This window comes from Pedobacter sp. KBW01 (assembly GCF_003852395.1).
GTDB lineage: Bacteria > Bacteroidota > Bacteroidia > Sphingobacteriales > Sphingobacteriaceae > Pedobacter.
Genome location: NZ_QAJQ01000034.1, coordinates 81,355 through 105,926, shown reverse-complemented (window position 1 = coordinate 105,926; position 24,572 = coordinate 81,355). Strand labels below are relative to the sequence as shown.

Here is a 24,572-nt window from a genome sequence, read left to right as displayed (position 1 = left end):
ATGAAGGACATACATGAATTATTAGACATCCGTGGGAAACTCGATCAATGGGCACAAATTACCATCGCTAAGTTTCAAAAGGAACTCCGAAGACAAAAAATCGGGGTAACGGATGAGTTGTACAATTCCTTTGTTTCACAGGTTCAACAGGAGCATGACGAACTTTTAGGAGTAGTATTAAAATTTAAGTTTTATGGCCGTCTGAGAGATATGGGCGTGGGTCGTGGATTAATTGCTCATGCACGTAGTTTGAACCGGGCAGACCGTGCCGGGGCCGCTGTAGGGGCAAATGTTTCCTATACAAACAGAAGGCCGAAAAAATGGTATAACAAAACCAAAATGAGCCAGGTATACAGGCTTCAGGAAATTTTAGGTTCAGACATGGGCCGGGATGCCTCGGCATTTGTAACCGATGCATTTAATCAAATGGGTATTCAAAACATCAAATTATAATGGCAAACAGGAGAACAGATACCGAGGCGGTAATTAATTTGGTCATCAATGGCAAACAGGCCATGACTTCATTAGGTCAGTTAATGGTAGCACAGCGCTCATTAACTTCAGAGTTCAGGCACATGAATGAACTTGATCCGCAATATCCAAAACGCTTACGGGAACTTCAGGCCATAAACCAGGCGGTAAGGCAGCAGCGTGCTTTAATGCAGGGTGTAAATGATGAATCGGAAACGCTTAAGGAACATTGGCTTGAGATTACCGCAGGCGTTGCCGCTGGTAATTTGCTGTCTGGATTTTTGGAAAGTTCAATGAGTGCAATCCAGACTTTTATAGCCGGATCTCAGGCCGCATTTTCTGAATCTGAACAGGGACAGGCACAACTGCAGGCTGTTATAAAATCCACTGGTGGCGTTGCTGGTCAAACCAAAACCCATTTGGATGAAATGGCACAATCGATCATGAATTTAACCGGTGTAGATGATGATGTGATTACTAAATCTGAAAGCCTGCTGTTAACCTTCACCAATATCAGAGGGGAAATCTTTGATCAGACTTTACCGGCCATTGTTGATATGACTGCTGCCCTGAACAATGGTAATGTTTCAATGGAAACAATACAGGCCACGACTATGCAGGTCGGAAAGGCTCTAAATGACCCGATTAAGGGTATGACTGCTTTAAGGAAAGTAGGTGTATCATTTACAGAAGATCAGGTTAAAACGGTAAAAAGCATGGTTGCGACAAATGATGCAGCTGGTGCCCAAAAGATCATTTTAGCGGAGTTAGCAAAAGAATTTGGCGGTGTTGGAAAATCTCTGGCTGAAACCGATACCGGATCAATGCAAAAGCTGCAAACCAGGTTAGGGAATATTCAGGAATCTCTGGGTGGCTTAATTGTACAATCAAAAGCCAGCATGTCCCAGGTTTTTGCCCCACTAGTTGGATGGCTGGAACGTGCCACAGAAACCCGGCTTTCTGAAACGCTGGATAAAGACAGGATTTCCCTGGCCGCAAACATGATCCAGCTTCAGGCTAGTAACACATCACATGAAACACGTGTTGGCATCATCAAAAGTCTGAAAGAACAATATCCCGCCTATCTGGGGCAGATTAATGCGGAAAAAGTGTCTAACAGCAATTTGCTACCGATATTAAATGAGATAAATAATGCATTGGTTATGAGAATAGCTTTTCAGAAGAAAAGTGAAGATTTAAATCATGCGATACAGGATGAAGCTGACGCATTTTTGAGGTTAGATAAAGCCAGTACACAGCTATCACAGACAATGGCCACCATAATGGATCGGGCCAAAGACAAAGGTTTAAATATCATCCTTCCAAAAAACCTTTCTGATTTAGCACAGGCCGACTTCCTAGTAAGAAAATTGAATGAAGCAAAACGGGACGGTACTGGTATTAACATCAAGATGGATGTTAATGATATCAAAGTTGCACAACAAAACTTAATGCAGTTACAACGGGGTTATAGTGATGCTGGAGAGGAAAGGGCCAAGCTCTTAAATGCACAAACCGGCTTTGCCAATAAATACAAATTAAATGGCAACGGGGAAACAACGAAAATGGCCCAAAATAATGCACCAACTGTATCAGTTCCTATAATTAGCAGTTCTGGGGCTAATAGCAAGGAACTTGAAGCTGAAGCAAAGAAAAACCTTGCTATCTATAAAAAGCTTGATGAAGATTACAAGAATTTAGGAATACAGCGGCTCGAAGATCAACTAAGTAAAAATCAAAAAGAAGTAGATCAGGAAAGCCGTAAGTATGATGATCTGATCGAACGGCAACGGAACTTCTTAAATCTTAAGAAGATAACGGCTGATCAGAGAAATACAATTGAGGCTCAAATTTCCCAATTAACTGCGGAAAAGGACACTGCTTTGTCAAACCTTAGGGTAAGGCAGGAAACCGAAACAAACGGAAAAATTATCGAATTAAGAACTAAATTAACTAATGCACATGAAAATGAGCTGCAAAAGGAAAAGGATCTTATAAATAAGTTTTATGATGGATTAGAAAAAGACAACATTGGAAATCAGTCTGCCTTAGATAACCTCAAACTAGAGCGTACAAAGGAATTAAGCAGTGCCGAATTGCGTGAAAAAAAACGTCTGGAAGAGGAAAAGCGCAAGATTGAAACTGAATTTGGAATACAAGATGGTACTGCCAGAGAGCAAAAACTGGCAAAGATTAAAAAGCAATATGATGATGAAATCATTGCTCTGAAAGAAAAATTCGGGAAGGAAATTCAAGAAACACAAGCTTTTAAGGACACAATAGACGCTATTGAAAAAAAACGATCAGAAGCGAACGCATCTGTTGATACTGATACCGATGATGATGAGGATAAAAAGAAAAAGGATGCTTTAATTCAGGGCGCTCAAAGTGTTTCAGATGCATATTTCTCCATTGCTGCAAATAATCGCCAACGTGAAACTGACATGGCATTGCGGGAACTGGATCGGCAAAGACAGGGTGAGCTGGCGAATAAAAACCTTACTGAGAAGCAAAAAGAAGTCATAAATGCAAAATATGATGCAAAAGTTAGAGCAGAAAAACTTAAAGCGTGGCAGGCTGACCGAAACGCAGCCTTAAGCCAGGCAATTATAAATGGTGCTTTGGCAGTTGTTAAAGCACTTCCAAACGTTTTTGCATCTGTCGCAGCTGGGATTGCTGCTGCCGCTCAAATTGCAGTAATTGCAGCCCAAAAACCGCCAGAATTTGGAGTTGGAGTAAGTAATTTTGAAGGTGGTAAAGCTATCGTTGGTGAAAAAGGGCCAGAATTAATTAACGAGAATGGCAAATTGTGGCTGGCAGATAAGGCCACTTTAGCCGATCTCCCAGCTGGAACAGATGTTTATACAGCTGAACAGACTGCAAGCATGATGAAAGGCCAATCACTAGGTGAAAAAATGTACCAGCAAGTAAACTATAGCATCGATACAGCTTCTGCTAACAAAGCTGAGAGAAATTACCGCTCAAATGGGTTACAAAGCTATACATCTACCAGTACAGGAACATCTGGGTATGCTACCAGCTCAACGGGTAAAAGCGATACAGCTGCATTATTAGAAAAAATGGATTCATTAATTGAGGCTCAAAAAGCTGCCCAAGATAAAAAAGTGAATTTTGTTTATGCCGACTTTGAAAAGTATCAGGAGGACGTGATTGCTACTAGAAACGTGCAAAGTGGGTAATTTTTTATACTTTTAAAAAAACTACAAAGACATGAAAAATATCTATTACGCTATCGCTTTTACAATGTGCCTATCCAGCTGTTCCCTATTAAGAAGGCCAGCCACGTTAACTTCAAACACACTTGATTATAGTATTTACCACAACAAAGGTTTTTTTCTTACGGAATCAAACAGTGTCAGTTTTGCCTACGATCCAATAGCATCCGTATCAGCAGTAAACATGGCTGGGTATAAAGTGTCTGATAAACCTGGGAAATCCTTTACTGATGATATTTATGGAACTTCGGTACAACAATCTCCTGGAACTACAAATGAATACATCCAGGCAAAAAGGGAAATTGTCTTAGAGGAACTTTACAAGAAAGCTATAGCATCAGGTGCGAATGGAATTATTAACCTTCAAATAAAATTTATATCAATTACACGTGATAAAGGTGTAACTGATTGGGGATATGAAGCTACTGGAATGGCTATCAAGAAATAGCGCACAACATTATCGGACTAATCTTAAAAAACCTGTGTTTTTTAAGAACGAATCATTCATTAAATCCATTCCTGTTTTTTTGTCATTCTCATTTACATGGACGTAGATCATTGTAGTGGTTATTTTTGAATGGCCCATTATTTTCTGTAGTGTCACTACATCTTTAGTCTGGCGGTAATAGTGGGTACCAAACGTATGCCTGGCAACGTGAAAAGTAAGATTTTTATTTATTTTCACACTGTCATCGTTGGCAATGTCTTTTAAACACCTGTTCATTTCCTGATCAGTGGGTAAAACAAAGAATTTACCCACTTTTCGGGCAATAAATTTCTTTGCAATTGTTGACAAGGGAATTATTACCTCCCTTTTAAACCTTCGGTTTTTGTATGGAATAAATTGTAATTCATTATTCAAAGTAACCCAGCCCCATTCGGCCAACTGGATATCCGAGATCCTTAGGGATGAAAAACACGAAAATAGAAATGCCCTGAGTACATTTTGTCTAACATCGTCAAGCCGATTTGAATTGTAAAGGGATAGCAGTTTATTAATTTCATTTTCTTCTAAATACGTTATCGATGGTAAAGGGGGTGTATTCACAAAATTTTCAAAATCAGGGTTAACTGTAAGACCATCTTCAATGGCTAAGTGAAGATATGTTTTTACATCTTTTATTCTGCCCCAGATTGTGCCGGCATCGTTATCATAATCCTTTATCAATTTTGCTTTAAACCGTTGCAATAATTGTCTATCTGTTGAATACAAAGGAATAACTGATTTTAATTTTTTCAATCGCCTTAGCGTACCAGTATGTGCCGTTTTCGTTTTAAAGGATATTTCCTTGTATTTATACCGTTCACTAATTTTATGTTCCATGTAAGGTATAAAGTCACGCCTTCGGTCAATATTCTGAAGATCATCTTTGAATAACTCCATTGTAAGGTTTCGATCTTGAATCCTATAGATTTTAAAAATCTCATTTACCTTACTAAGCTCTGTATCTATTATTAATTGGTAGTCGCTGTAATCCGGATCTCTTTTGGTCCTGGGATATAACATTCCCTCTTTATTATTAACCAGGTCAGCCGGCCATTTTAGATTTAACGGTACATAGTATGTTTCTCTGTTGATAGTAACACGAAGGTACAACGATGCCTGACCATCCTTCTGGATGCGCAGTTTATTACAAATAAGTTTTACAGAATAACTGACCATAATATTGGTATAAAAGCGTTTTTTTAATGTTTAAACAATGTTGAAACAAAAACCAATAAATACCAATATTTTAATGAGTGAAAAACGGCCTTAGCGCATTGCTAAGGCCGTTTTTAATTTTTACCCTCTTAGTGTGTTAAGAGGGGCGTACCCAGCGCCGGAGTCGAACCGGCACGGTTTCCCACAGGTGTTTGAGACCAGCGCGTCTACCAATTCCGCCAGCTGGGCATTCGTCTTGGACGGGGTTGCAAATGTAGATAATGAAACTTAAAATGCAAAAAATATTTTAAAATAACCTGCAACTGGCTTACAGTATGCGGTTTGCATTTTCAGGTCGTTCATCTTTCAGCTTCTTATCCACAATAAAGGGGGCAAAAGGCAATAGAGAAGCGACAAAAATAAGGGTTGCTTTACCAAATTTCCACTTTTGTTCTTGCCAGGCCAGCACAAGTGTAGCTGCATAAAGCACAAATAACAAACCATGTGCCCATCCGGTATATTTTACATATAACGGCATATTTGCGAAATATTTTAATGGCATCGCCGCGAACAATAAAAGCAGGTACGAAATCCCTTCGGCAACGGCTACCTTACGAAAAATAGAAAGTGAACTGTTCATATATCTGATTGTTTGCTCCGAAAGTAAAACAAAGCATTTGCCTATCAAAAACTAAAAAATGATTTTACAATCTGGTGTTTTAAAGGGGAAGGCAGAGGGCTTAGGGTACAGGCGACCGTCATTCTGAACTTGATTCAGAATCTTTCCAATAGCGATCAACTAATTTTAGCCACAGAGGTTACTAAATCTTCGAACTTCCAACCTCCGACTTTTGAACCTCACTCCATCATCCATTTTCCATCCTACATCACCAGTCGTTCCCTAATCCTGTCAATATATTTCTGGCGGTAAAAATTATCCTTTATGGAAGCAAATAAAACTTCCGATGCGGTAGCTGGATTGCTGTCGAAGTGGTTCATCAGATCCTGCAGCTCCGTTTTAAGTTCTTTTTCAACAGAGGTAATATTACTGTTCACCTCAGCCAGCTTTTCGGCATCTGGTTCAAACTGCAAATCCATTAAGGCCTCGTTGATATCCATCATTTCCATTAAAAAAGATTGAGGCAACTGATAGCCCTCATCCGTTTCTACTACCCCCTTCAGCTCCAAAACATATTTCAAACGTTTTTTTGCATTGCTTAAAGTTTGGTAAGCTTTATTATTGAGTGTAGATAGGGCTAAAACTTCCTCCTGCTTTTCTTCGCTCTCATTGGCATAAAAATCGGGGTGATACTGCTTGCTGAAAGCATAAAATTTTGCTTTCACTTCTTGCTGATCGGGATTAAACTGTATAGGTAGCCCATAAAATTCAAAATAATCGGGCTGTTGCTGTTGTTCGCTCATGCTGGGTATTCAATTAAAAAGCCACAGATATGCTTCCGTAAGGAGCTGCACATCTGTGGCAATATTATAAATTTGGTTTTACTTACCGAATGATTTTAGAATATCATTACCAAAAGCAAACACCATTAAACAAATCAGGATTACAAAGCCTACAATCTGGGCCCGTTCAAGCACTTTTTCGCTCACAGGCTTACGTTGTACCATTTCAATCAATAAGAACACTACATGGCCTCCATCTAAGCCCGGAATAGGCAATAAATTCATAAAAGCCAGTGCCATTGAAATCAATCCGGTTAAAGTCCAGAATTTAACCCAGTCAAACGTACTGCCATAAACTTTGGCAATACCAATAGGGCTGCTGATGTTACGCGCGCTTAGCTTACCGGTAATCATTTTGCCAATACCTTTTGCATTATCTACAAAAGTACTCCAGGCCATATTGGCACCTACAGGCAACGATTCAATAAAACCAAAATCGACATGCGCGGTTTCAGGCATTTTAAAATTAGGTCCAACCCCAATTGTTCCGTCTTTAGCTACTTTCAAATTAAATTCAATTGCTTTTCCATTACGCAAAGCCTGAATTGAAATCTGTTTGTTTTTATTGCCGGAAACTTCTTCTTTAAACTGATCGAAGAAAGTAACCGCTTTGCCGTTCACTGATAAGATGCTATCACCAGGTTTTATTCCTGCTGCATAGGCCGGATATACCGGTTTTTCGAATTTCCTTTTGAAAAGCTTATCAAAAAAAGAAGGCTGATCTGCTTTTTCATCGGGTGCCAAAACCGTAGCCACACTGCCCATGCGGTAACGTGGGGTAATAAAATTCTCTTTATCGTTTTTAGAAAGTTTGTTCAAAATCGTATCTGGAACAGATACATATAAAGTTTGATTTCCCCTTAACACGGTTAACTGCGCACCATCAAACAACACTTTGCTCGAAATGGCATCTTCAAAACGGATTAACTTATTTCCGTTGATGGCCAAAATGCGGTCGCCATTTTTAAGGCCAATTTCTTTGCCTAGCGTACCAACCGAAATACCATCATTCAGCTTACCATTAACAGTATAGCTTTGTCCGTATTTAAAGGTAAGCATCCAGAAAATGATTACCCCAACAATTACATTTACAATAATACCACCCAGCATTACAATTAAACGTTGCCAGGCTGGTTTAGAACGAAATTCCCAGGGTTGTGCCGGTTGGGCCATTTGCTCGGTATCCATGCTTTCATCAATCATGCCGGCAATTTTCACATAACCGCCCAATGGCAACCATCCCACTCCATATTCAACATCTCCTTTTTTGAAGCTGAAAAGCTTAAAACCCCAGGCATCAAAAAACAAATAAAATTTCTCTACCTTAATACCAAATGCCCTGGCTGCCAGAAAATGTCCTAATTCGTGTAAAATAACCAATAAAGACAATCCGAGCAACAACTGCCCCGCCATAATCAATCCATTCATATTTTCTTTTAAAATTTTTAGGTTAGATGTTAAACTATACTTTTTGTTACTAATTCTCCGGCTAAGATACGGCTATGTTTATCAGTTTCTAAATAATCACTCAATTGCGGTTTTTCAATGAAACCAATCTCCTCCATGCACTGCTCAATTACATCACTCATCTCCAGAAAACCAATTTTATCTTCCAAAAATGCCGCTACCACAATTTCGTTAGCTGCATTTAAAATACATGGCATGTTACCGCCCTTTCTTAACGATTGATAGGCCAAACCTAAATTCCTGAAGGTTTCTATATCTGGCTGCTGAAAGCTAAAGTTTGGATAATCCAGAAAATTAAAACGTTTAAAATTGTTTTTTAGCCTGTCGGGATAATTTATAGCGTACTGAATGGGCAATTTCATATCGGGCAGTCCCATTTGGGCTTTCATCGATCCATCGGTAAATTGCACCAGTGAGTGGATAATAGATTGCGGGTGTACAATTACATCAACCTGATCAGCCTCGAGGTTAAATAACCATTTGGCTTCGATTACTTCAAGGCCCTTGTTCATTAGCGAAGCAGAATCGATCGTAATTTTAGCCCCCATAACCCAGTTGGGGTGTTTAAGTGCCTGTTCTTTTTTTACTGTCGATAAGAAATCTCTTATTTTGCCTAAAAACGGACCTCCAGATGCGGTAAGGTAAATTTTTTCGATTTCATTATGCTCCTCACCTACCAGACATTGAAATATGGCAGAGTGCTCAGAATCTACAGGTAAAATTTTAATCTGATGCTCAGTAGCCAGTTGGGTAATTAATTCGCCCGCTACCACTAAAGTTTCTTTATTGGCAAGTGCAATGTTTTTCCCAGCTTTTATAGCAGCAATGGTAGGTTTCAAGCCGACCGATCCCATTAACGCAGTAAGTACAATATCGCTATCGCCGTAAGCAGCAACTTCGGCCAGAGCTGCTTCACCTGCCAAAACTTTTATATGTGTAGCAGATAAGGCATTTTTAACTTCGTTGTACTTGCTTTCATCGCAAATTACCACAACAGCAGGCTTAAATTCAAGCGCTTGCTGAATAAGTAATGTAGCATTCTTTAGTGCCGATAACACAGTAACTTTAAAAGCTGCAGGATGATCTCTTACAACTTCTAATGCTTGTGTACCTATGCTTCCTGTAGAACCTAGTATGGTTATTCTTTTCAAATCTTTTAATCTCGTAGCGCCTAAATTTAATTAAGCTTTTATCAATTTTTTATAGCTGTTCTTCCAAACGGCATTCAGAAGAACGATCGTCATCTCTACTGAAGCGCAGCAAATGGAGAGATCTGTATAGATCTCTCGACTACGCTTGAAATGACGGATCTATCTATTAAACTATATACTTCTCCAACCCCTCCGCCAGTCTCCTGTCGTTACTCAACCTTGGTACTTTATTCTGCCCACCCAGTTTCCCTTCGCTTTTCATATAACTTACAAAAGCATCTTTCTGCAAAGATCGGATAATTAAAGGTTGCAAAATATTGCCTTCAATCAGGTCAAAGTAATAAATATTTTTCTTTTGCAAAGCCTCATCTACCTTTTTACTAAAAGCAGCCATATCTTTTGGTGCTGTCGAAAACTCTACAAACCACTCATGGTAAGGCAGTTCTCCAGCTTTTGGGTTAACCTGTGGTGCAACCGTAAATTCGGTTATTTCTACCTTTTCTTCGTTGGCAACACTTAACAAGGCGTACTCTACTTCTTCTCCAATTACATGCTCGCCAAAAGCCGAAATAAAATGTTTAATACGACCAGTAACTACAATTTTATAAGGATTTTTAGACACAAACTTAATGGTATCACCAATGCTATAGCCCCATAAACCCGCGTTGGTATTTAAAATCAGTGCATAATTGGTATCCAGTTCAACTTCTGCAAGCGATAAGCGTGTAGGCTGATCGTTATGGTATTCATCAGCCGGGATAAACTCGTAAAAAATCCCTGCATCAGCCAATAATAACAAGCCTTTATCTTTTTGCGAATCCTGGTAGGCAATAAATCCTTCTGAAGCCGGATAAGTTTCAATGGCATCTATTTTTTTGCCGATACTCTGCTCAATTTTAGCCCTGTAAGGTTCGAAATTTACGCCACCATAAATAAAAAGGCTAAAGTTTTTGAAAATCTCTGCAATTTTTTTGCCACCCGTTTTCTCCGAAAGTTTATCGAAATACATCTGTACCCACGGCGGAATACCCGAAATCAAGGTCATGTCTTGGTTGATGGTTTCCTCCACAATAGCATCAACCTTTTGTTCCCAATCTTCAATAATATTGGTTTGGTAGGATGGCAACCTGTTTTTTTGCAAATAAGCCGGCACATGATGCGCCACAATACCCGATAAACGCCCCACATTTATACCATGTTTCACGCTCAACACCGGACTCCCCTGTAAAAAGATCATTTTACCGTTTACAAAGTCAGTCTTTCCTGTTTCGTTAATATAAGTTAAAATGGCATTACGGGCAGCTTTAATGTGCTCTGGCATCGACTCTTTTGAAAGTGGAATGTACTTTACCCCCGAAGTGGTACCCGATGTTTTAGCAAAATAAAGTGGTTTACCTTTCCAAAGCACATCAGTTTCGCCGGCCACAACACGGTCAACATAAGGCTTTAGTCCTTCATAATCCTGAACAGGAACATGCCTTTTAAAATCTGCGTAGCTTTTGATCTCCGCAAAGTGATGGTCCTTACCAAATGCGGTATATTTAGCCTCTTCAACAAGCTTTTTAAGGATGTTATTTTGGGTATTTACGGCATTATACTTCCATTTGTTAATTTGCCAAACTGCAAACGCTGCAAAGGGTTTACTTAATGCTGCTTTTAATCCCATTTTTAATGATTGAATTACGGAATGATTAAATGATTGAAGGGCGAATATTTACCTAAACGATATTATGCAAAATATCCGGGTGTTCATCGCCTTTATATTCGCTAGAAATTTTGCGGTAGGCAACCGTTAAGGCCACACTCGATAGCGGAACAATAATAAACGAACTTAATATATTTACAATAAACGCCACTAAAGGCCATTGCAGATAGTTTAACAACAGATAAATTAAATAGCCACCGCCCAAAACCACGAGTAACAATAAAATTTTAGTAAAATTCCCTTTGGTAGTTGCCAGACTCAGTTTAATAGAATCGAACGGAGTTGCTCCTTTATCGATAATGAAAAACGGGAAGAAAGAAATCCTCAACCAGGTGATAAAAATGGCAATAATACCTACAGAAATAGCCACATTTTTAACAATAGTTACATTAATACCGGTATAAATAAAAGGAAAGGCAACCAGGATAACCACCAGGTAAACGCCAAAAATACAGCCTACAAAATAAAGGGTAGCCACCAAAAATCGAATAATCTGCTGACGAGTTGGTAATGTATCTACAATTTTAACATCGCTTTCTTCATCATCCATTAAATGGAAAATATATTTGAACAGCGAAAGGTTGATGGTAAAGTACAGCAGCACAAAAATGATAACCATGATGATGCTCAGCGCCTTACTTACATCCTTTATAAAAAAGGCCATTAAGCTCGATGCACTGGCAGTAATGAACATCAAAAAGCACAGCGTTGCAATCGAGAAATAATGTTTCTTGGTTATGCTCCAGGCTTTTTGGATTACATCATTAACGGCAAATGTGCTTTCTTTTAAATAGTTTATCATTGTTGTTTAAGTACCACACGTTTAAATAAATCCTGTATAAATCCTAAACCATAAGCAGTTAATTGGATAAAGGAAGATATAATGCTCAAAAATGCAACTTTTAACGATTTATTTACAGACCATGAATGAAAAAATATCAACATAAAGTAAATCAATAACAAGAAGTTACAAACATATGCTAATGGAGGATATATAAAGTTACACAAAATAGTGAAACCAAAACCCAATGTAAATAACGCCGGAAAAAAGTGTACCAGTTTTAATTCATTAGGAAAATGTTTATAGATATTTATCCGGGCCCTGCCGAAAAAATGCAGTTGTTTATAAAACTGGCTAAAACTGGTGCGGCGTTTATGGTAAACTTTGGCATCAGGAATCAACCCAATTTTAAAGCCATTTTCGTGAATACGGATGCTGTATTCAATATCTTCGCCCAAACGGGTTAAAATAAATCCACCAACCTTTTCCCAGGCCTGGCGCGAAACACCCATATTAAAACTGCGTGGGTGAAACTGCCCCACGTGCTTTTTGTTACCGCGAATACCACCAGTAGTAAAAGGCGAGGTCATGGCGTAACTAATGGCTTTCTGCACTGGAGTAAAGCTATCATGGGCTGCATCCGGACCACCATAAGCATCTAAATGGTGCTCGTATAGGTAGTTTTTAACAATCTCGAGGTAATTAGCCGGAACCAAGATATCGGAATCAAAAATAACAAAGTAATCGCCTTTAGCCCTTTCGAAACCAAAATTGCGTGCAAAGCCCTGTCCGGCATTTTCTTTGAAATAATATTTGATATCGAGCTTATCTGCATAAGAATCGACAATGGCCTTTGCGTCGTTTTTCGAACCATCTTCGATTACCAAAACCTCAAACTGTAAATAAGTTTGTTGGGTAAGGGTATTCAACAGTTCGTCTATCTCTTGCGGACGATTGTAAAGTGGGATGATGATGGAGAAAAACATTTTGTGAAGGTTGAAGGTGAAAGGTTTAAAGGTTGAGGGTGTTAGGCGGACAAACCTTCCGCCTTCACGCTTTCTACCTTAATTCCTTTTCTATCAAATACTGGTTTCTTTCTGGTGCGTTACGCGATAAAAGTTCGGCAATGAAGCCTGCCAAAAACATTTGAGAACCTACAACAATGGCAACCAACGATAAATAAAACAAAGGTTGGTCGGTTACATCGCGGTAAGCCAATCCCTGCCAGATTAAATATTTCTTTTCAAACAGGATATACAGGGCCATGACAATACCGATAAAAAAGCTCAATACGCCCAGCGAACCAAAAAAGTGCATGGGGCGTTTGCCAAATTTACCCACAAAAAATATGGACAGTAAATCTAAAAAGCCGTTTATAAACCTGCTGAAACCGAATTTCGTAGTGCCATATTTACGTGCACGGTGCTCTACAACCTGCTCCGAAATTTTATTAAAACCTGCCCATTTCGCAATAACCGGAATGTAACGGTGCATTTCGCCGTATACTTCGATGGTTTTAATTACATCGTTGCGATAAGCTTTTAAACCACAGTTAAAATCGTTTAGCTCGATGCCGCTCATTTTACGGGTAGCAGCATTGAATAGTTTTGTTGGGATGGTTTTCGTAATCGGATCGTAACGTTTCTTTTTCCAGCCAGAAATGAGATCGAGTTTCTCTTCTTTAATGCGGCGGTACAACTCCGGAATTTCGTCGGGGCTATCCTGTAAATCGGCATCCATGGTAATTACCACATCGCCCTGAGTAGCTTCGAAGCCTACATTTAAAGCTGCCGATTTGCCATAGTTACGCCTAAATTTAATACCTTTTATGGCCTGGTTTTGCAATCTTAAATCTTCAATTACCGACCAGGATTTATCGGTACTACCATCATCAACGAGTACAATTTCATAGCTGAAATTATTTTCGATCATCACTTTATCAATCCATGCCGTTAATTCGGGCAGCGATTCGTCTTCATTAAATAAGGGTACTACAACTGATATATCCATTTTTTAAGCGTAAACCTTGCAGGTTTTAAAAATCAGCAAGGTTTGTTTAAATTAAAACGTGCAAATTTCATCAAATTAAATGATAAAACCTGCACGTTCAAAATTTTATAAAAGAAATTAGCCCTCGTTAGGAAACGAATTAAAGATAACCGGCTCTTTTTTCTTTAATATAGCCGATAAAATTAATGACAATACACCATACAAGGCTAACGAAACACCAAAACTGGTAAAGATATTTTTAAAAGTTGGCTCAAGTTTTTCCTGCATATTACCTGCTTTAGCCATAGCTTCATCAATTTGTTCGCTGGCCATTCCAAATTTCTCCATCATAGCTCTCTGTGCAGTTTCAATTGCAGCAGCAGCTTTGGCAGGAAGATCTGGATCGATAATTTTCATCAGCACCGCATTATATAGTGTTGCGGTTAATGCCAGAATTAGTGAAACAATTAAAAAAGCTTTAAAAGCTTCTCCAAATGTCCAAAAACCACCAATTTCTTTACGGATGTTAATACCTACTACGACCAATAAAGCAATGAATAAAACAAATATGCCTATCTGAGCTGCAAAACTGGTGTAAATTAATACGGGATCAATAAAATGCAGGGTTAACGATAAAATTACCGAAACCGCAGCCAGCATTAATCCATTTTTTAAAGCTAATTTGGAAATAAGAGCACTCTTGTCCATTTTTTTAAATTTTAGTTAGTTATTGATTGTTGTGATCAATGTATAAGATGCTGCATCGAAAGCTTTGTTACTGCTAAACTGAATTAATTCTTTTTCAGTTTCTTTACTGCCTTCTACATCAAGGAAGAAAACCATAAACGGCACAAACAGTTCCTGCATCTCTTCGCTGATGTTTAACTTACCTGCTGCTTTGCAAATATCTTCCACACTGCTTTCTGCCAACTGCTGATTGCTAATCAGTTCTTCATAAATTTCAAACTCATCCTGAAACTCATCATCTTCAACCAATAAAAATTCTTTCAGGAAATCGCCTAATTCTGGATCTAAGTCTTCGTCTTTACATTCTTTGATATACAGTAAGAGATTTAGCAACTCTGTCCCACGCTCAATGGTTTCTTCTTCGATATTAGCCCACTCATCGCTCTCCAAATAATCATCTTCGAGTTTTTGAACATCGTTGCTAAAGAAATTCACCATCAATAAATCGAAAAATACTTCGCGTAATTCTTCAAATTTCGGATGTGAATCAAAAACAGCATCAAAAGCAGTTACCTTATCCAGGAAATTTACATCCAGCCCGAAAGCTGCCAATAATTCTATTTCAAAACCCGCTACATTGGTTGCCGAAACTTCAGCGTATTTATTAATTGAAGCGCTTAGCGCCTTTTTCACTCTATTGTCCATACTTAGTTCTTTTATGTCATTTTCAGGATTTTTCAGATATAATATTCTATTGCTCTTCCTCTATCCTTATTACATTTAACGCTTTTGGTACTTCAGCTAAATTTTAACTTTCCCAGTATTGATTGTTATTATAAACCAGTTTTACTTTTCCTGTAAGTTCGGTGCCCAATAACGGACTGTTTGCCGACCTTGAATAATTGCTTTCAGAATTGTACAGCCATTTTTCGCCAGTATTAAGCACTGTAAAGTTTGCTTCCGCCCCTTCTTCAATTACCGGAACAGATAAATTTAACAATTTACGTGGATTAATGGCTAACTTCTCTGTAATAAGACCAATATCCAACCCCGCCTTTAGCAATAACGGCACAACTGTTTGCAGGGCTATAATGCCATAGTGCGCAATTTCGAACTCTACATTTTTAAATTCGATTTCTTCGGGGCGGTGCTGCGAAGTAATGGCATCAATTGTTCCGTCTTTTAAGCCAGCAATTAGCGCTTTAACATCAGCTTTGCTGCGTAATGGAGGTTTAACTTTATAATTGCTATCAAAATCGCCCAGTAATTCTTCGGTAAAAACCAGGTGGTGTGCCGTTACATCGCAAGAAACACGAATACCATCTTTTTTTGCTTTGCGAATCAATGCTACCGAACCAGCGGTAGAAATATTGCTGATGTGGATTTTAGTTTCGTTATAACCTGCTAAAAAAAGATCGCGGGCAATGTGCATTTCTTCAGCTAGTGCAGGCAAGCCTTTCATACCCAACAGCACTGAGTTTTTACTTTCGTTGATCTGTGATTTTCCGGCAATAGATTTGTTTTCGGGATATACCATCAACAAAGCATCGAACCCCTTGGCATATTGCAGGGCACGGCTCATGAAACCATCATCCTGTAAAGCTTTATCTCCATCTGAGAAAGCCACAGCCCCTGCCTGTTGCATATCAAACAGCTCAGCCAGTTCTTTGGCTTCGCGGTTCTGACTAATGGCACCTACAGGCAATACATCTACCAGGTTGTTTTTAGCTTTATTTACAATGTATTCTACCTGCGATTTCGACTGTACTACCGGACTGGTTTGCGGTAATAACGCCAATCCCGTAAAACCACCTGCCTGTGCAGCAGCGATAAGCGTTTGTATATCTTCTTTGGTTTCGAAACCCGGATCACCTGCAGCGCAGTTTAAGTCGAAAAAGCCAGGGCTTAAAAAAGCTCCATGTGCTTCGAAAACCGTTTCGGTTTTTTCAGTCGTTAATTTACCTATGTTCTTAATTTTGCCATCTTCTACCCTGATATCGCATTGCTGGTTATTAAATTTACTCTGCGGATCGGCAATGGTTACATTTTTAACTAGGAGATTCATATTGTTTTTTTTGTGTTATTAAAAAATCGGATGAGCAGGATTTCAGCTGCAATAAAAACCAGCGACAAAATTAGACAAAGTTTCCATAAAGTCTGTCCGATTTTATTGGCCCCGGCAATTAATTTAATCGCATCTTTATCGGTATCGAATACTTTTACATTGTTTTTTCCTGTGAGTTCATTAAGCGCAGCTTTATCCAGGTAATGCATATCAGATTCTGACCGACCATTGTTGAAACTATAAACGGCTAAAACCGAATCAGCCAGTTTAAGGTTATAAAAACCTGCACGTTTTATCTGATCGGCAACGTAAATCCATGTTTTGCCATTGGCCTGCCTCAGTTCGGGCGTTACCTCAAAATTATTTGTGGTAATGCTCAGGGTCTGGTTTTTGCCCAAAGTTATTTTTTTGCTGGCCAATGCATTATCGTTACCCAAATTGTAATATAAAGGCACCTCATTGCCACCGCTTAAAGCCAGGCGGTACATCAGTGGCACAAAAACCGGGTGACGCGCCAGGTCTCCGTCGGTTGGATTTAAGCCACTGGCCGATAAATACACCGAACCACTACTAACGCCATATTTAGCAAAAAACATTTTGCCGCCGGGAAGCAATAAAATATTTTCCTTATTGGCCGAGGCAGTTTCAGCAAAAGAAAAATAGCGGTTCACTGTAGGAAGGTCCAGGTTTTTGGGTATTTCTTCGAAAACTGTTTTAAAAACAGGATGTTGTAATTCGATTTTATCGATTTTCGTTTCGCCGGTATTTAAAGTCTGAATAGCCGGCAGTGATAAAGCATTTAGGAAAGTATTATAAGTGTTAATATCGACATCCAGATCGGGAAAGAGTACGATGGTTCCACCAGCGTTTAAATAATTTTTCAGCTGCTGAGCCAAGCCACTCGATGGATTTTTTAAACCGTTTAAGACAATAAGTCCGTAATTGGTAAAACCGCTATAATTCACATTGTTTTCCGAATTTTCGCTCAGTTTGTAATAGGTATCGGCCGCGAAAAGCGCTTTGATATAATTTCCGGCAGTAGGGCCGTTAATGCTCAATACCGGAAAACTTTCTTCTACTTTAAAGCTAAACGAAAGGGTATCATCGAAAGTTACCGGAAAATCTTTAATGCTGATTACGCCTTTTTGCCAACCAGCTTTTAAACCCGAAAAATTTAAGGTATCGCGGATAATCTTTTCAGCCGGAATGGTTACCGAACCAAGTCCTTTCTGCTGATTGTTGATGCTTAGCTTTAAAGGAATGTTTTTTGCTTCTTCTGCTGAATAGTTTTTTAACTGCACTACCAAACGTTCATTAGCTCCGGGCTGGTGGTTGGGAGAAAGTACCCAAACGCTATCAACCGCTATATTGGGCAGCGGAGTGGCATTTAATTTTAAAAACGAATATTGAATATCGGGTTTAGTTTCAGCTTTTTTACCAACCGAAATATTTTGCTGAAAATCGGAAATCAGAAAGCTATACTTATTTTCAGGTCCGGTTAATATATTGCCCTGCCTGTTTAAAATTTGCTGCAGGTTGCGGTTAACCGCCGAAATTTTCACTTCATCCAGCGCTTTTAAAAATTCTTCGGCATTAAGTAAACGTTGGTGCTTACCTTCAAAATCGTTGGTGAGCAACTGAAAACGATCGTTAATACCAAAACCTTTAATCAGTTCTTTCGCCCTGCGTTTGGCTTCATCCAACAGGTTACCATCTTTGTTAATGGCCTCCATGCTGTACGAGTTATCGATATAAATGCTGGCAATATTTCCAACCGCCGTGGTTTTGGTTTTATCAGCCGGAATGTAGGGCTGTGCAAAAGCAAGTACTAAAAAAATTAAAGCTAAAATCCGCGAGAAAAGGATTAACAGGTTTTTAAGTTTCTCTTTTGAAGAATTTTGCTGTTCTACTTCCTTTAAAAGCTGAACATTAGAGAAATAAACTTTTTTAAACTTACGGAAATTGAATAAATGAATAATAACCGGAATAGCAACCGATATTAGTGCGAAAAGAAAGCCCGGATACAGGAAATTCATTAAAAACCAAAGATAGAAAAAATATGGAAAGTGGCGAATCGGGATTGTAATAAACTTAAAGGATTAGCTCCGTCGTCTACTCTTATGCAATCAGGACCTGATCAATTGCTTCACCCGTCAATTTTTGCCGGATGAAACAATTGATTGAGATGCCGGCCAGGCAACCAGGCAGTTTAGCAAAACAAAAGAAACTATATCTGACTTTCTCTTATGCGGTCCCTGATTTCGGCCAGCGATTGATCGATCAACAATTTTCCATCCCTGAATACTTCTTTTAGTTCGCCTTTCCTTTCTTCCTCCCAGGTGCATTGATCTTTTAGCTGATATTCGTCGTTTGCATCTTTAAAAATCTGTAACAAACCTTTGGCCGATTTTTTGGTGCCATCATCGGTAACAGGGTCTTTAAAAATCTCGCGACCTTCGCCTTTTACTTCTCCATAAGTTGCTTTCATGGCAAAACCAAAGGTATCACGGGTGTTGTACTGATAAGTAAAGGAACCAATACCCAATACCACATTGGTAGAAGAAAAACCTTTTGCTTTTAACCTTTGGCAAATCTGGCTGGCTCTTTCTAAATTAATGCTATCGCCATAGATGGCACCAATCTGTGGAACAAGTTCTTTAAAACCTTTTGCATTTACTGTTCCTCCAAAAACGTCCCAAAGCAGCTCAATTACGCCTTTCCGCTCGTTTTCATCCTTACCGTTTGCGTTACCGCAGATAATGTCAACAGGATCACCAGAATCGGGGCGAATTACCACTTTTCCTTCCCGATTAACTATTTCATTTTTTAGCTGAGGAAGGTATTCAGTTAAAACCTTCCATAAATCCCAGGTATCGGAAACAATAGAAACAATCCCATTGGGATAAACTTCCTGGATCAACCTTTTGAAGGTTTCGAGTTCGCCGGTATTTGTTCCCATGCACATTACCGAATGTTCTGTTGCGGCAACTGAACCGCCGATCAGTTCCTCATCCGAATTGGCATTGTAATATTCTTCCAGAAAATCAATTGCCGGGATAGTGTCAGTTCCGGTAAAACTCAATAAATGGCCAGCTGCCGAAGTAACCGCAGCTTCTATGCCACCCATACCGCGCATAGAGAAATCGTGTCCCTGCCAGTTTACAAATTCGGGCACTGACGAAGTTTCTGCAGCAGCCCTTTCCAAAATGCCGCGGTATTGAAGCGCCAACGTTGCAGAATTACAAGGCAACCAAATCACTGCCGACAGCAATGTTTCGAAATAATTAGTCAGCCAAAAAAACTCAGGTAACGTATTGTACATGGTAAACATCGGAATACGCAAGGGCACTTTCGATCCTTCTGGTAAAGATTTAAATACCATCGGAATGTAACCCAGATCGTGTAAGGCACCAATATGGGCAGTACCTACCTGGTTTTCGCCCAGGTAATTGTTAATGCGGCGGGCATATTTTTTTAAAACTTCCTCTTTAGGCTGACTGAAAAAGTTTTTATCAAACTCTTCGATAATATATTTTTTGATAAAGTATTGTAAGCCAAATAAAACCACATGATTGATTTCTTCGTATCGGGTTTTTCTTGGTGTCCAGTTAGAGTAGACTAATGTGGTCTGTTCAGGATATTGTCGTCTGTGGTCAACTTTGTAACCATCTGTTAATAATAATGGGTTCATGGTTCTATCTTTTAAAAATCGTAAACTGTTGTATTAATATCTTTCTTCGAAATTGTTTCTTTAATAATTGGCTCAATTATTCCCCATTCTCCTCCTGCTAAACCACATCCTATTCTTGGCATGTGGACCGAGGCATTAAGGTCACCTGCAAAATCTGCAACCTTTCTTAAGCCTTCTTCTACGGCATCATATCTTATGGGAGCATTGCCATTCTCATCTTTAATTATTTTATGCTGACCAATTAAATTGGCTATCCATAAATCTTGTTCCACCTGTACAAACTGAACTTCACCAAGATTGAAATTATCTTTCGATAGATACCAGGCTCTGTAACTATTTTCTGGAGCCTTCCATCTTTTTGAAATCGCTAATACGAATCCCTTTCCCCACCCGCCAATGTTGTTACATATATGAACGATTATCTTATTTCCGTTATCTGAGGGATTTGTTGCGTCACCTTTCTTATATTCAATATTTTTCATCTTTAATTTCTTCCTTTTTCGTTTGGATACAGGCTTTGTAAAGTATCACTCTGCCAAAATTGTTTCGTTTCGATATCCAAACAGGTTAATTTTCCTGTAAATGCCGCTCCTGTATCCATGTTCCAAACATTACAACCGTTCATTGGAACTTCTACATTATAATAGAGCGTTGGGGTATGGCCTATATAAATTTCGTTAAAAAGTAAAAGCCGCTTAGGATATAACGCAGAGTCTTTTTCAATCCGATTATCCATCGTGAGCGCCACTTCCCACAAGGTCCTGTCCCACGAATAATTGGAAACATAACGCTCTTTAGCCGGCCCATGCATAGACGAAAACCCGGCATGGATGAATAGGTTATTTTGCTCGTCTACGTGATAATCTTCCATCTGCTCAAAAAAAGTCAGGTGTTTTTTCTGCTCATCAATATCAATACCGGCATAACTTTCTATAGTTTCTTTACCACCATGCTGATACCAGATTTCATCTACAACAGCACTCCTTAACCAATCTTCACACCACACATCATGATTTCCTCTGATAAAAACACACTCATGACCATCTTTCAGTTGCAAAAGATAATGGATTACCTGTGCTGATTCGCTCCAGCCATCTACATAATCGCCTAAAAAAATGAGTCTGTCCTGTTTAGTTACCGAAGCCCTTTCCAACAACTGGATCAGGGCTTTTAAACCTCCGTGGATATCGCCTATTACCAGTGTTCTTTTCATATTTTAAAATGTTATGTATTCAGCAGGTACAAAATCTGTCAGCCACACGTTGTTCTCTGATAAATAAAATTTGTATCCTGCCCGGTACATTGCCCCACTATCAATGGTTAGTACAACAGGTTTTCCTCTCCTACCACCTACTTTGGTTGCAGTTTCCTTATCAGCGCTTAAATGTACATGCTGCCTGCTCATTTTCTGGAGGCCCAACGCTTTAATGTCTGACAGGAATTCTTCAACCGTACCATGATACAGGTATTCCAAGGGTTCGGTTTCATTTAAATTTAACTCAACCGGAATTGAATGCCCTTGATTTGCCCTGATTTTCGTTTTATCTGCGTTAAACGCAAATCTTTGTTTATCGTTATTTTCTACAATGTATTCTAGTTGTTCAATATCTATTCTTCTATCATAAAGGTCGAATTTAGCAATAAGCTCATTCACATCTGCCCAGCCATTTTCATCGAGCTTTAAGCCTATTGTTTCAGGCGAATGCCTCAAAATATAACTTAGTAGTTTGCTTATGCCTTTTGTTATTTTATTGTCCATAATACTACCCTTTAATTTTCTCTTCATAAAGCAGGTAATTCTCATCGTCGAAACACACGAAAATTACTTTTTCTATCTTTTCCTTTTCAGCGAAATTATTTACCGATGCAATGGCAATATCTACTGCTTTATCTTTTGGGAAATGATAAATCCCTGTGCTAATGTTTGGGAAAGCAATAACTTTAATGCCATTTTCTACTGCAAGGGTTAAACTATTTTGATAGCAATTGGCGAGCAAAATATTCTTTTTTTCACTTTCTCCGTTCCAAACCGGCCCAACGGTATGGATCACATATTTTGCTGGTAAATTGCCTGCCGTTGTGATCACAGCCTCTCCGGTTTTACATCCACCCTTGTTATTTCTGATGACCATACAAGCTTCTAAGATTGCTTTGCCGCCTTTTCTGTGGATTGCACCATCCACTCCGCCTCCACCTAGCAGCGAACTATTTGCGGCATTAACAATTGCGTCGGCTTTAATTGTTGTTATATCGGCTTTGATGACTTCTAAAATCATTTTTTGAATTTTTACTGGTAAACTTTTTTTCAGGAGATCTTATCCCTTACTTCCATCAAGGCAAAACCCAATAAATTTAAACCTTTCCAGTTTTTGGGGATTAAAGCATTGGCATTATCCTCCGCTAATCCAATTCCCCAAATTGTATCAACCGGGCTGGCTTCAACCAGAATTTCACTTTTGATCTGTAAGAGGAACAATTTCAGTGCCTCATTTTGAGAAAACTTAAGCAGGTTGCCCTGTTTTACGATATCAAATTTATGCGCATCCCAGACTTCTGCATTAAAATTTTGGATCTGCCTGCCCAGATCTTTTACATCTTTCGGGGACTCTTTTGTTAATATTTTTTCAAAAACCTGTTGATCGTTAAACAACAAAGCTTTTTTTGCCATCATATAATGCTCTGCTGTTTGATAAGTGATATGATTTTCAATAAATGGAGATGCCCACCATTGGCTCATACAAGTTTTAATAACCGATCCATCTTTGCTTCTTTGGTGTCCCCAGAACATTAAAAAGTCAGGATTGCTTCCACTCATAATATCGAGTAACCAATTTATATCGTATTTCATATCAATTTGTTTTAAATTTAATAAATCACCCTACGTACACTTTGCAAGCTTTTTAAGCTTAGCAATTACAGCAGCACTAAGTTCATCGTGCGTATTATACTGATCAATACCTTTTCTTTTACAAACGATATCAACATTGCCTTTTCTCCAAAACCCATCTTCACAACAAACCATTAACTTACCGGAATCGGCAAATAAACCTAGCTCCATCATCGAAATAGGTGATTTGGAATTGCCTTCCAGAAATAACAAAATCACATCTGCATTTTCCATCGCATCCAGTTCCCAGTTAACCTGTTCGCTAAATTGGGCATTTTCAATCGACTGCGTCCAGCTGTGATCCCAAGATGCCCTGCGCGGATTGAAAACGATTACATGATCCAATGTTTCCTCCGCACTTGCATGATCAATAAATTTCTGCTGCCAATTATCAGCATTACCCATATCAATGGTACCGGCAAGGAATACCGAAACATCGGATGCAGAAATAACCTGAGGAGGATTAACTGTTTTCATATTTCTTTTATAAAATATCTGTTAATTTTAGTTGTGTTACAACAACATGGTCAATTTCTTTGATCGAATCGGTGGTAAAAACCTGATCAAAATATTTACCTAATTCATTAAAACCCTTACTAAAAATCCCGTGACTAATGGCCAGATACAAATGCCCTGCATTTTTATTTTTGAGTTCTTCAGCGAGACCTATAAAGGTTCCCCCACCATCACATATATCATCCACGATTAAACAATCTGCCCCTTTTAAATCGTCAGCATAAACTTTAAAACCCGATAATTTGCCGGTTTTAACATCCCTGCTCTTCGAGCACTCTACTACCTCTGCACCGCCGAGAAATTCAGAAACTTTATAAATTTTCTTCAAGGCACCGCCATCAGGAGAAATCAGTTTTACCTCTCCGCCAATTTGCGCAACAACTTTCTGAATAAAAACGTGGTTTGGAGTTACTGTGCAGTTATTTAACAAAGCAGGGGTAACTTCCGAATGCGGATCGAAAACAGTTACGTTATCAAGACCAAGTGCATTAATGATATCGGCATAAACTTTAACCGTTAAAGGTTCGCCCGGTATCATTACCCGGTCTTGTCTTGCAGCCGGAAAATAAGGAACAAACAACTTAATCGCCTTAACCCCCATCCGCTTCAATGCATCAACAGTAGTACAGATTAAACCCAGATCGTTGAAAGAATTGATGCGGTGTGTAATCTGCACAACCGATGCGGGATCGAAACTACCACTTATTTTAATGTGCGGTTCGCCACCGGCAAATACGAAAGACTGAAACTGAACAGCATTTTCTATGCCTAGCGGGCTGAAATTTTCATCTAAGTTGATCATATATTTGCGTATTAATTACAC

Annotated in this window: 24 protein-coding genes and 1 tRNA gene; 3 read left to right on the top strand and 22 right to left on the bottom strand. The window is 38.9% G+C overall.

Annotation, left to right across the window (positions count from 1 at the left end):
* Genes DBR40_RS24280 through DBR40_RS24270 form a run of 3 tightly spaced genes read left to right on the top strand, consistent with a single transcriptional unit; the run spans position 1 to position 4,155 of the window.
* The gene (locus DBR40_RS24280) at positions 1 to 453 is read left to right on the top strand and encodes a hypothetical protein (RefSeq protein ID WP_124562318.1); all 453 of its coding nucleotides are present in this window, start codon (positions 1 to 3) and stop codon (positions 451 to 453) included.
* Positions 453 to 3,671, top strand: coding sequence for a hypothetical protein (locus DBR40_RS24275; protein ID WP_124562317.1), 3,219 nt, complete (start codon positions 453 to 455; stop codon positions 3,669 to 3,671). Before DBR40_RS24280 ends, DBR40_RS24275 begins: the two co-directional genes overlap by 1 nt.
* Before the next feature lie 31 nt (positions 3,672 to 3,702).
* Entirely contained in the window at positions 3,703 to 4,155 is a 453-nt protein-coding gene (locus DBR40_RS24270; RefSeq protein ID WP_124562316.1) for a hypothetical protein, read from the top strand.
* A 9-nt stretch (positions 4,156 to 4,164) separates the two neighbouring features.
* Here the strand turns inward: DBR40_RS24270 and DBR40_RS24265 are convergent, their stop codons facing one another.
* From DBR40_RS24265 to prs, 22 genes are all read right to left on the bottom strand, one after another.
* Positions 4,165 to 5,370, bottom strand: a complete 1,206-nt coding sequence (locus tag DBR40_RS24265) for a site-specific integrase (protein WP_124562315.1) — start codon at positions 5,368 to 5,370, stop codon at positions 4,165 to 4,167.
* A gap of 148 nt (positions 5,371 to 5,518) precedes the next feature.
* Positions 5,519 to 5,598 (bottom strand) — tRNA-Leu (locus tag DBR40_RS24260).
* A gap of 79 nt (positions 5,599 to 5,677) precedes the next feature.
* Complete coding sequence (locus tag DBR40_RS24255) at positions 5,678 to 5,989, bottom strand: DUF3817 domain-containing protein (RefSeq protein WP_124562314.1); 312 nt, start codon at positions 5,987 to 5,989, stop codon at positions 5,678 to 5,680.
* A 242-nt stretch (positions 5,990 to 6,231) separates the two neighbouring features.
* On the bottom strand, positions 6,232 to 6,771 hold the full coding sequence (gene hscB, locus DBR40_RS24250) for a Fe-S protein assembly co-chaperone HscB (RefSeq protein WP_124562313.1): 540 nt from the start codon (positions 6,769 to 6,771) through the stop codon (positions 6,232 to 6,234).
* A 78-nt stretch (positions 6,772 to 6,849) separates the two neighbouring features.
* Entirely contained in the window at positions 6,850 to 8,238 is a 1,389-nt protein-coding gene (gene rseP / locus DBR40_RS24245; RefSeq protein WP_124562312.1) for an RIP metalloprotease RseP, read from the bottom strand.
* 29 nt (positions 8,239 to 8,267) lie between these two features.
* Positions 8,268 to 9,428 carry a 1-deoxy-D-xylulose-5-phosphate reductoisomerase gene (locus DBR40_RS24240; protein WP_124562311.1) on the bottom strand — a complete coding sequence of 387 codons (1,161 nt, stop codon included), beginning with the start codon at positions 9,426 to 9,428 and terminating at the stop codon, positions 8,268 to 8,270.
* 166 nt (positions 9,429 to 9,594) lie between these two features.
* The gene (locus DBR40_RS24235) at positions 9,595 to 11,094 is read right to left on the bottom strand and encodes a GH3 auxin-responsive promoter family protein (protein ID WP_124562310.1); all 1,500 of its coding nucleotides are present in this window, start codon (positions 11,092 to 11,094) and stop codon (positions 9,595 to 9,597) included.
* 52 nt (positions 11,095 to 11,146) lie between these two features.
* Complete coding sequence (locus DBR40_RS24230; protein ID WP_124562309.1) at positions 11,147 to 11,935, bottom strand: hypothetical protein; 789 nt, start codon at positions 11,933 to 11,935, stop codon at positions 11,147 to 11,149.
* Positions 11,932 to 12,900: a glycosyltransferase gene (locus DBR40_RS24225; protein WP_124562308.1), complete on the bottom strand. Its 969-nt coding sequence runs from the start codon at positions 12,898 to 12,900 to the stop codon at positions 11,932 to 11,934. Before DBR40_RS24225 ends, DBR40_RS24230 begins: the two co-directional genes overlap by 4 nt.
* Positions 12,901 to 12,973: 73 nt before the next feature.
* Positions 12,974 to 13,924: a glycosyltransferase family 2 protein gene (locus DBR40_RS24220; protein ID WP_124562307.1), complete on the bottom strand. Its 951-nt coding sequence runs from the start codon at positions 13,922 to 13,924 to the stop codon at positions 12,974 to 12,976.
* 117 nt (positions 13,925 to 14,041) lie between these two features.
* Positions 14,042 to 14,611, bottom strand: coding sequence for a DUF4199 domain-containing protein (locus tag DBR40_RS24215; protein WP_124562306.1), 570 nt, complete (start codon positions 14,609 to 14,611; stop codon positions 14,042 to 14,044).
* 15 nt (positions 14,612 to 14,626) lie between these two features.
* Positions 14,627 to 15,295, bottom strand: coding sequence for a hypothetical protein (locus tag DBR40_RS24210; protein WP_124562305.1), 669 nt, complete (start codon positions 15,293 to 15,295; stop codon positions 14,627 to 14,629).
* A 103-nt stretch (positions 15,296 to 15,398) separates the two neighbouring features.
* On the bottom strand, positions 15,399 to 16,655 hold the full coding sequence (locus tag DBR40_RS24205; protein ID WP_124562304.1) for a dihydroorotase: 1,257 nt from the start codon (positions 16,653 to 16,655) through the stop codon (positions 15,399 to 15,401).
* Positions 16,652 to 18,691 (bottom strand): BatA domain-containing protein, encoded by a 2,040-nt coding sequence (locus DBR40_RS24200; protein ID WP_124562303.1) that lies wholly within the window; start codon positions 18,689 to 18,691, stop codon positions 16,652 to 16,654. The genes DBR40_RS24205 and DBR40_RS24200 overlap by 4 nt, the downstream gene beginning before the upstream one ends.
* Positions 18,692 to 18,882: 191 nt before the next feature.
* Positions 18,883 to 20,346: a nicotinate phosphoribosyltransferase gene (locus DBR40_RS24195; protein WP_124562302.1), complete on the bottom strand. Its 1,464-nt coding sequence runs from the start codon at positions 20,344 to 20,346 to the stop codon at positions 18,883 to 18,885.
* A gap of 11 nt (positions 20,347 to 20,357) precedes the next feature.
* Positions 20,358 to 20,828 carry a macro domain-containing protein gene (locus DBR40_RS24190; protein ID WP_124562301.1) on the bottom strand — a complete coding sequence of 157 codons (471 nt, stop codon included), beginning with the start codon at positions 20,826 to 20,828 and terminating at the stop codon, positions 20,358 to 20,360.
* Positions 20,829 to 20,830: 2 nt separating this feature from the next.
* Positions 20,831 to 21,559, bottom strand: a complete 729-nt coding sequence (locus DBR40_RS24185; protein WP_124562300.1) for a metallophosphoesterase family protein — start codon at positions 21,557 to 21,559, stop codon at positions 20,831 to 20,833.
* A gap of 3 nt (positions 21,560 to 21,562) precedes the next feature.
* The gene (locus DBR40_RS24180; RefSeq protein WP_233603977.1) at positions 21,563 to 22,132 is read right to left on the bottom strand and encodes an RNA 2'-phosphotransferase; all 570 of its coding nucleotides are present in this window, start codon (positions 22,130 to 22,132) and stop codon (positions 21,563 to 21,565) included.
* Positions 22,110 to 22,622, bottom strand: coding sequence for an O-acetyl-ADP-ribose deacetylase (locus DBR40_RS24175; RefSeq protein ID WP_124562299.1), 513 nt, complete (start codon positions 22,620 to 22,622; stop codon positions 22,110 to 22,112). The genes DBR40_RS24180 and DBR40_RS24175 overlap by 23 nt, the downstream gene beginning before the upstream one ends.
* A 29-nt stretch (positions 22,623 to 22,651) precedes the next feature.
* Positions 22,652 to 23,194, bottom strand: coding sequence for an NADAR family protein (locus tag DBR40_RS24170; RefSeq protein ID WP_124562298.1), 543 nt, complete (start codon positions 23,192 to 23,194; stop codon positions 22,652 to 22,654).
* 30 nt (positions 23,195 to 23,224) lie between these two features.
* On the bottom strand, positions 23,225 to 23,710 hold the full coding sequence (locus tag DBR40_RS24165) for a nucleoside 2-deoxyribosyltransferase domain-containing protein (protein ID WP_124562297.1): 486 nt from the start codon (positions 23,708 to 23,710) through the stop codon (positions 23,225 to 23,227).
* Between the two features lie 7 nt (positions 23,711 to 23,717).
* The gene (prs, locus tag DBR40_RS24160; protein WP_124562296.1) at positions 23,718 to 24,551 is read right to left on the bottom strand and encodes a ribose-phosphate diphosphokinase; all 834 of its coding nucleotides are present in this window, start codon (positions 24,549 to 24,551) and stop codon (positions 23,718 to 23,720) included.
* Positions 24,552 to 24,572 lie beyond the last annotated feature (21 nt).

Bases quoted from the DNA above. Each gene is read 5' to 3' on its own strand.
- rseP (WP_124562312.1), bottom strand. From the start codon at position 8,238: ATGAATGGATTGATTATGGCGGGGCAGTTGTTGCTCGGATTGTCTTTA.
- DBR40_RS24165 (WP_124562297.1), bottom strand. From the start codon at position 23,710: ATGAAAACAGTTAATCCTCCTCAGGTTATTTCTGCATCCGATGTTTCG.
- DBR40_RS24195 (WP_124562302.1), bottom strand. From the start codon at position 20,346: ATGAACCCATTATTATTAACAGATGGTTACAAAGTTGACCACAGACGA.
- DBR40_RS24230 (WP_124562309.1), bottom strand. From the start codon at position 11,935: ATGATAAACTATTTAAAAGAAAGCACATTTGCCGTTAATGATGTAATC.
- hscB (WP_124562313.1), bottom strand. From the start codon at position 6,771: ATGAGCGAACAACAGCAACAGCCCGATTATTTTGAATTTTATGGGCTA.
- DBR40_RS24280 (WP_124562318.1), top strand. From the start codon at position 1: ATGAAGGACATACATGAATTATTAGACATCCGTGGGAAACTCGATCAA.
- DBR40_RS24225 (WP_124562308.1), bottom strand. From the start codon at position 12,900: ATGTTTTTCTCCATCATCATCCCACTTTACAATCGTCCGCAAGAGATA.
- DBR40_RS24235 (WP_124562310.1), bottom strand. From the start codon at position 11,094: ATGGGATTAAAAGCAGCATTAAGTAAACCCTTTGCAGCGTTTGCAGTT.
- DBR40_RS24185 (WP_124562300.1), bottom strand. From the start codon at position 21,559: ATGAAAAGAACACTGGTAATAGGCGATATCCACGGAGGTTTAAAAGCC.
- DBR40_RS24265 (WP_124562315.1), bottom strand. From the start codon at position 5,370: ATGGTCAGTTATTCTGTAAAACTTATTTGTAATAAACTGCGCATCCAG.
- DBR40_RS24190 (WP_124562301.1), bottom strand. From the start codon at position 20,828: ATGAAAAATATTGAATATAAGAAAGGTGACGCAACAAATCCCTCAGAT.
- DBR40_RS24220 (WP_124562307.1), bottom strand. From the start codon at position 13,924: ATGGATATATCAGTTGTAGTACCCTTATTTAATGAAGACGAATCGCTG.
- DBR40_RS24270 (WP_124562316.1), top strand. From the start codon at position 3,703: ATGAAAAATATCTATTACGCTATCGCTTTTACAATGTGCCTATCCAGC.
- DBR40_RS24180 (WP_233603977.1), bottom strand. From the start codon at position 22,132: ATGAAGAGAAAATTAAAGGGTAGTATTATGGACAATAAAATAACAAAA.
- DBR40_RS24200 (WP_124562303.1), bottom strand. From the start codon at position 18,691: ATGAATTTCCTGTATCCGGGCTTTCTTTTCGCACTAATATCGGTTGCT.
- DBR40_RS24170 (WP_124562298.1), bottom strand. From the start codon at position 23,194: ATGAAATACGATATAAATTGGTTACTCGATATTATGAGTGGAAGCAAT.
- DBR40_RS24255 (WP_124562314.1), bottom strand. From the start codon at position 5,989: ATGAACAGTTCACTTTCTATTTTTCGTAAGGTAGCCGTTGCCGAAGGG.
- DBR40_RS24205 (WP_124562304.1), bottom strand. From the start codon at position 16,655: ATGAATCTCCTAGTTAAAAATGTAACCATTGCCGATCCGCAGAGTAAA.
- prs (WP_124562296.1), bottom strand. From the start codon at position 24,551: ATGATCAACTTAGATGAAAATTTCAGCCCGCTAGGCATAGAAAATGCT.
- DBR40_RS24275 (WP_124562317.1), top strand. From the start codon at position 453: ATGGCAAACAGGAGAACAGATACCGAGGCGGTAATTAATTTGGTCATC.
- DBR40_RS24215 (WP_124562306.1), bottom strand. From the start codon at position 14,611: ATGGACAAGAGTGCTCTTATTTCCAAATTAGCTTTAAAAAATGGATTA.
- DBR40_RS24210 (WP_124562305.1), bottom strand. From the start codon at position 15,295: ATGGACAATAGAGTGAAAAAGGCGCTAAGCGCTTCAATTAATAAATAC.
- DBR40_RS24175 (WP_124562299.1), bottom strand. From the start codon at position 22,622: ATGATTTTAGAAGTCATCAAAGCCGATATAACAACAATTAAAGCCGAC.